This window comes from Aquiflexum sp., from assembly GCF_041751335.1.
In the GTDB taxonomy this organism is placed as follows: Bacteria; Bacteroidota; Bacteroidia; order Cytophagales; family Cyclobacteriaceae; genus Aquiflexum.
In genome coordinates, this window is the sequence record NZ_JBGSXS010000041.1 from 1 (window position 1) to 6,998 (window position 6,998).

7 protein-coding genes are annotated in these 6,998 nt (G+C 42.6%); 6 read left to right on the forward strand and 1 reads right to left on the reverse strand.

Annotation, left to right across the window (positions count from 1 at the left end; all coding sequences use genetic code 11):
- A partial coding sequence (locus tag ACEW8U_RS02300) for a DUF1080 domain-containing protein (protein ID WP_373520416.1) occupies positions 1 to 567 on the reverse strand: 567 nt, incomplete at its 3' end.
- A gap of 119 nt (positions 568 to 686) precedes the next feature.
- Here ACEW8U_RS02300 and ACEW8U_RS02305 point away from each other — a divergent pair.
- From ACEW8U_RS02305 to ACEW8U_RS02330, 6 genes are all read left to right on the forward strand, one after another.
- Complete coding sequence (locus ACEW8U_RS02305) at positions 687 to 2,582, forward strand: histidine kinase dimerization/phosphoacceptor domain -containing protein (RefSeq protein ID WP_373520417.1); 1,896 nt, start codon at positions 687 to 689, stop codon at positions 2,580 to 2,582.
- 206 nt (positions 2,583 to 2,788) lie between these two features.
- Positions 2,789 to 3,319 carry a nuclear transport factor 2 family protein gene (locus ACEW8U_RS02310; RefSeq protein ID WP_373520418.1) on the forward strand — a complete coding sequence of 177 codons (531 nt, stop codon included), beginning with the start codon at positions 2,789 to 2,791 and terminating at the stop codon, positions 3,317 to 3,319.
- A 19-nt stretch (positions 3,320 to 3,338) separates the two neighbouring features.
- Positions 3,339 to 3,515, forward strand: coding sequence for a DUF6090 family protein (locus ACEW8U_RS02315; RefSeq protein ID WP_373520419.1), 177 nt, complete (start codon positions 3,339 to 3,341; stop codon positions 3,513 to 3,515).
- Between the two features lie 53 nt (positions 3,516 to 3,568).
- Positions 3,569 to 4,006, forward strand: a complete 438-nt coding sequence (locus ACEW8U_RS02320; protein WP_373520420.1) for a nuclear transport factor 2 family protein — start codon at positions 3,569 to 3,571, stop codon at positions 4,004 to 4,006.
- A gap of 528 nt (positions 4,007 to 4,534) precedes the next feature.
- Entirely contained in the window at positions 4,535 to 5,845 is a 1,311-nt protein-coding gene (locus tag ACEW8U_RS02325; protein ID WP_373520421.1) for an APC family permease, read from the forward strand.
- 106 nt (positions 5,846 to 5,951) lie between these two features.
- Positions 5,952 to 6,998: sulfatase-like hydrolase/transferase (locus ACEW8U_RS02330; protein ID WP_373520422.1), on the forward strand; the 1,047-nt coding region annotated here is incomplete at its 3' end.

The following is a 6,998-nucleotide window of genomic DNA, read 5'->3' on the forward strand; positions in this document are numbered from 1 at the left end:
CAAATCACTGAATACCAATTTTTCGACATCAGGGTCATAGACATAGAGTTCATCCATCTTCTTTGCCGGTATGTCCATTATACCCCCAGCCACTCCCCAATAGTCGCCGCAATCACCTTCCTGCACCTGTAACTCCTGTGATCGCATCCAAAAACCACCGTCTGCCCCATGTGGACCCCCGGCATGGTATAGTAACCCACTGTCCCTTTTATTTTTATCGCGAGGTTTATGTTTGGCTTCGCCCCATTTAAATTGAAGGCTGAGGTGGTAATTGCTGTAATCTTGCGTCGTGGACAAGCCGCCCCATTGCTCCCCGGATATGCGGATAGCGGGCTCTCCATCCACTTCCACCACACTGAATACACTTTGTGGGTCGATATTCAGGCCGAGGGGACTGTCAGACTTTTTCACAGTGGAGTCGGACGTGGCTACCCATGCGGGCCCCAAGTAGGTATCCCAACCAGTGAGGTCTTTGTCATTAAAAAGTGCGTCCCATTGCTTTTCAGGCTTACAGGAAACTGCGGCTAGAAGTACTACAGCGAGAAGGAAGATATTGGCTTTGGTCATTTATTTTGGGTTTGGTTAAAGTTAGTGATTGTTTGAATGGTATTTTGCATTACATTCATAAATCCTGATTACATAAACTTTCGATTTTAAGCTATTAAATCACCATCCAACTTATGCCCATGAATCGTTTTATAAAAATCTTTTTACTCTTGCCCATTTCCTTCTGCCAGGGTGCCTTAGGACAAACCACTGAAATAGATAGCCTCAAGCAATTATTATCTGTAGAACAACAAAATGATAAAAAAACTGAACTGATCAGGAGTTTGGTGAACCTTACCACTAATGTCAATCTAAACTTAGGGTTGGGATTTGCACGCATGGGAGTAGCCCATGCCGAAAGGACAAATGATAAAACAGCACAACCCGAATTCTATGAAATGCAGGGGCGCAACCATGCCAACCTGCTTGAAATAGACTCCGCTTCTTTTTATTTTGAAAAAGCCATGAAGGGCTATAAGGCCATCAATAATAAAAAAGGGCAAGCCACCACCTGGTTTAAAATTGGCTGGGTACACAAAAAAAAGAGCGAATTGGATGATGCCATGCAGGCCGACCTGAACGCTCTCGCTCTCATGGAGGAACTTGATGACAAGCTCGGAATTGCAGGTGCCTATTCCCGTCTTTCCGAAGATGTATCCCGACAGGGCAGACAGGCGGAAGCTTTGGATTGGGCAATTAAAACCATTGACATCTGTGAGAAGAATAACTTACAAGACGAATTGGTATATGGTTATACCGCTGCCGGCGCTGCTAGCATAGCCATGTACAAGCATGAAGATGCATTGTATTATTTTGACAAAGCTCATGACCTGGCCAAATCACTGGGTTTCCCCGGCATGAACATGTGCGATTTTATGAACAACAGGGGCAATGCACTCAAAAGACTGAAAAGATATGATGAAGCATTGGTTCAATATGAAGCTACACTCGCTCTAGCGAAACAAACCAATTACAATAACGCCATACACACAGTAACAGCTAACCTCGGTGAAGTAAATCTACTTTTGGAAAATTACGGAAATGCCCTGCCTTATCAGTTGGAAACCGTCCGTTTACTTGAGAAAGATGGGGACTTATCGAACCTCACAGAGAACTATGGCCATATCAGCACCATTTACGAAAAATTGGGAGATTATAAGGAGGCTTTAGCCTACCAAAAGAAAGCAAGAATAATGCGCGATAGCACTGCCAAAAAAGAAAGTGATATTGCCATGAGCGAAATGCTTACCCGCTACGAAACCGGAAAAAAGGAAGCCACTATTGCATCGCAGGAAAAGCAGCTTTCCCAACAACGATTGGTGCAATGGCTTAGTATTGGTGTAGCAATACTGCTAACAGGCTTTTTGATTTTTGGGTACCGCAGTAACCAAGCTCGTACCCAAGCTAACCGCTTGCTTGCTGCCAAAAATGCAGAAAACGAATTGCTGTTAAAAGAAATCCACCATCGGGTAAAAAACAACCTTGAAGTAGTCAGCAGTTTGTTGGCCCTACAATCCGCACAAATAGATGACCCCAATACTAAAGATGCCATGCAGGAAGGGCAAAACAGGGTGCAATCCATTGGCATCGTGCATCAAAAACTCTATCAGGGCACCAATCTTGGCGCCATTGAAATGAAGGATTACTTTATCAATCTGGGTGAAAGTTTGATCGGATCCTTCGGTGCGGAAAAGCGGGTAACCCTTGAATGTGCCATGGATAACCTTGATGTGGATATTGATACGGCCGTCCCGCTAGGGCTAATTGTAAATGAATTGTTGACAAATACGCTTAAATATGCTTTCCCTGAGGGCCAGCAAGGCAAGGTTGAAATCACCCTTCATAAAAATACCGATGGCGTACTCCAGTTAGAGGTAAGCGACAATGGGGTGGGCAAAAGCGGGCAGATCAAAGGCACCGGTTTTGGCGGGCAATTGATCTCGCTTCTCACACAGCAATTAAACGGCACCATGCAGGAAGAAGTAAAAGATGGCACCCGGATCTTATTTTACTTTAAACCTGCAAAAGCTGCATGAGCTGATTATGCATTTTTTTGGAGAGGATTTGGTACTTTTTAGAAAGGTTTCGTTGCTTCCTTCGGAAAGAAAACCAGTTCATTGGGAAAATAATGCATGCACTTCGTCCTAAGTCACCGTTCAGGAACGATTGATTTATTTATCTTATTCCCGAATGGAATTGTTGGAAATTTGATCATGAATAACACTCCCCAACATCGGACTACATGAAAACTAAAAAATCAATCCCAATTATAGTTTTTGCATTCCTTGCCTCACTCATCATGGCAGGTTGCAGCGAAAGCAGCAGTAATTCCTCAGAGGAGGAAAAAACAGCTCCTACACCAAACAAATCCGAAATTGAGGATGAAGCCTGGCACATGGAAGAACTGTATTGGGAATATGTACAGGACATCGACACAGTTGCTTATAAAACACTTTGGCACGAAGATTTTATTGGCTATCCGGGTTTTGGGGATGGGGTAGCTGATAAAAGTAAAATCGACAGTTGGATCCCTGATTTGCACAAAGATCCTGAACTGAAATATAGCTATACCCTTCACAAAAAAGCATCAAATGCAATCGAAGATGTGGTGATGGTATTCTACGACACAGATTACTTTTGGAAAAACAATCAAAACGAGATTGTCAGAAGACAAACCTTTAAGTTTACCCATACCTGGAAAATAGTGGATGGCAATTGGTTGATTCTTGGAGGCATGGCTGCGCTCAAAAATCAGGATGTTCTTGTGGATTAAACAATTGTAGAAAAGCACCATGCTAAAATTCTATCACAAAATCCGTCAAAAACTCCTTCAACAAAACCGAGTCACGCAATATTTGGTCTATGCTTTAGGTCAAATATTTCTTGTCGTGATCGGTATATTGATTGCATTGAGCATCAATACATGGAATGAAAACAGAAAAAACGCTATCGAATCCCCTTTCAGTTAACGAAACTCCGAGATGACTTAATCGCTGATAAGGAACTGACAAAATGAGGTAAAATGAAAAATTCCGTATTTCTATTTCTAATTTCCGCCCAATTCCTTTACTCCTGTTCTCAGAAAATAGATTATGAAGCAGCCAACGCGTATATCTTAAAATCTGCACAAGAATGGGCTGGAGCGATAAATGAGGGCGATTCCTTAGTAATTGATAGAATTGTAGCAGATGACTTCGTGGGGGTAAGTTTAAGGGGTGATCTTTATGACAAACAAACCTTGATTCGTGAGTCTAAGATGAAAGCAAACCGATATTACAAACCCAAGGTTTTCAATGTTACCATAAGATTTTACGGAGAGGCCGCTGTGGCACAGGGTAATGAAACCTGGACAAAAAAAGCTGACTCCACCAGCACAACAAATATCTGGACCGATACCTGGATATACAGAGATAAAAAGTGGCAGATAGTAGCTGCACAGGATTTAAAGTTGAATCCATAAAGATTGTATCATCTTGATGTCAATCATTTTTTTCAATTCTTATCAAATGATTGATTCCTGAGTAGTTTGCAGACGTGACGGGGAAATAAAGATAACACATTTAAATTGATTGGTTTGTTGTGATTCCTGAAGAGCTTGCCCGCCGTGGCGGGGAATCAATTCGATTAGCCCCACATGATAATGTGGGGTAAATAATGATAATCAGTCCCTCATTTTTTTCAACTCTGAAAGAGTTGAATTTGAAAACACTCCAGGTTATCTAACAAGACCCGAACCCAACAAATATCCCAGATTAAATTAAATCCCCTTTTTCCCAAACCCTCCTCCGGACAATAAATCCCCTCATTGGGGAAGAAAACCCTGCGCTTCGTCCTAACTCGACGTTCTCGAACGATTGATTTTTTTATCTTATTCCCAAATGCATTAATCGCCGTAAGACCCTCTTCAAGGATTACTTGAAAAAATTGCATTGGTATTTAACTTAAACATGATCAAAAAATCCATCCATCCCCATTTTTCAAACCCCCTATGCAAACCACCCAAGAAGGATTAAAAAGAGAAGTTGGCGTATGGGGACTCTCAGCCAATATTGTCAATATCATGGTAGGTGCCGGCATCTTTGTATTGCCGGCCATCATCGCCGAAACCATGGGAGCTTCAGGAGTCTTGGCTTACCTTTTTTGCGGACTATTGATCGGATTGGTCATGCTTTGTTTTGCAGAGGTGGGGAGCAAGGTGACCCATTCAGGTGGAGGATACGCCTATGTGGAGACTGCATTTGGAGCTTATCCCGGATTTTTAGTTTCGATATTTTCTTTGATGGGAAGTATTTTTGCCGATGCGGCAGTTTCCAATGCCTTAGTTGAGATTTTGGCTTTACTGTTTCCGATTTTCAAGAATTCAACTCTTAGAATATTTTCCCTTTTTCTTTTATTTTCAGGCTTGACCATCCTCAATGTGATCGGAGTCAAACAAGGGATAGGATTGGTCAAAATCACTACCGTCGCCAAATTGATTCCGCTATTGCTCCTTATAAGCTTTGGCTGGAAAGATGTTCAATGGGTCAATTTATCTTGGGAATCTGAACCGACCATCCAAAAATTGGGAGAGTCTTCCCTGATCTTGTTTTTTGCTTTTATGGGTGGAGATGCTGGCCTATCAATTGGAGGGGAAATCAAAAACCCACAAAAGACGGTACCCCGTGCGATTTTTATAGGGATTTCGGGAGTGCTATTGCTTTACATACTTATCCAATTGGTTTCTCAGGGAGTTTTGGGCAACGACCTTCCAAATCTAAAAGAAGCACCTCTGGCAGAATCTGCTAAAATTGTTTTTGGACCCCTAGGATATACCCTGCTATTTTTCGGAACAGGGATATCCATGTTTGGAATGGTCAGCGGGCAGATCCTGAATAATCCAAGAGTCATATTTAGACTTTCCCGGGATGGGGTGATTCCTTTCAGTAGGTTGGCTTCTATCCACCACAAATTCAAAACTCCTTATTTGGCGATTTTGCTGTACAGTGGGCTGGGTTTTACCCTTGCCACCATAGGAGGCTTTAGGCAATTGGCCGTAATCGCCGCTTCAAGTGTATTGTTGCTTTATTTTGGCGTTTCGCTCTCGGTGATCGGTCTTCGAAGAAAGAAGGAATTGGATAATGGGGGTTTCAAAATCCCTTTTGGTTATACCGTTCCTATCCTTTCAGCAGGTATCATTCTTTTTTTCCTGTCCAATTTGACGGGATTTGAAATAAAGGGAATGCTGACCTTGATTGGGGTTTTGACAGGAATTTATTTCCTGGGTAAGTCGTATCGGATGTGGAAGAAGAATAAAGGTTAGAAGGATAAAAAGAATAAATCAAAAAATACTTATCTTATTTAACATTTATCAGAGGCTAACTATTCACCATTACCAATTAAAAGCTTTCTGAAAAACAGATTTACAAATGAACTATCAGATCAGACCAATCATCTTCATAGCATCTTTAGGAATCCTCCTATTTTCCTGCCAAAAAGAAATACCGCCCCCTAAGCCTCCCAATATCCTATTAATAATGGCCGATGACTTGGCCTATGCGGATTTGGGATCCTTTGGAGGAGATCTCCACACGCCCAATCTGGATCAATTGGCCAAAGAAGGCATCCGGTTTAGCCACTTTCATACCGCCCCATTCTGTGCAGTTAGCCGGGCTATGTTACTGTCCGGGAATTTCAATCATGTAGCCGGTATGGGTTCACAGGATTTGGTCACAGGAATTCCCGGATACGAGGGACAGCTTAGTGACCGGATTATTCCTGTCCCTGAAATACTCCGTTCTGCGGGTTACCACACTTACATGGCCGGAAAATGGCATTTGGGAGGATCCGCAGAGGCCAATCCTGCCAACAAAGGGTTTGAAAAATCTTTTGTGACCTTGGAAGGTGGGGCCAACCATTACAGTGAAAGAGGTATTTTCCCGAAAACACCCATTTCGATCTACACAGAAAATGGAGAAGAAGCCAATTGGCCTGAAGGCGCGTATTCCACGGATTTTTATACGGACAAACTAATATCCTACATCAATGCCGATCGGGAGGATGGACAGCCCTTCTTTGTTTTTGCCGCTTACACTTCTCCGCATTGGCCGCTGCAGGTGGATTCAACCTACTGGAAAAAATACGAGGGCCGCTATGATGATGGTTACGAAGTCCTTCGCGAAAAAAGATTGGAATCCCTCAAAAAAGCCGGTTTAATCCATCCTAATGCGCAAACACCTCCCCTTCATCCAAGGGTCAAACTTTGGGATTCGCTTTCTCCCGAAGAAAAGAAGAAGGAAGCCCGAAAGATGGAACTCTATGCCGGCATGGTGGACAATTTAGACTTCAACATCGGAAGGCTGATGCAGCATCTGAAAGAAATTGGAGAATATGAAAATACGATGATTGTATTTCTGTCAGATAATGGCGCCGCCGCTGAGGACTTCTACTACCATGACTATTTTGGGCCTTTTCTT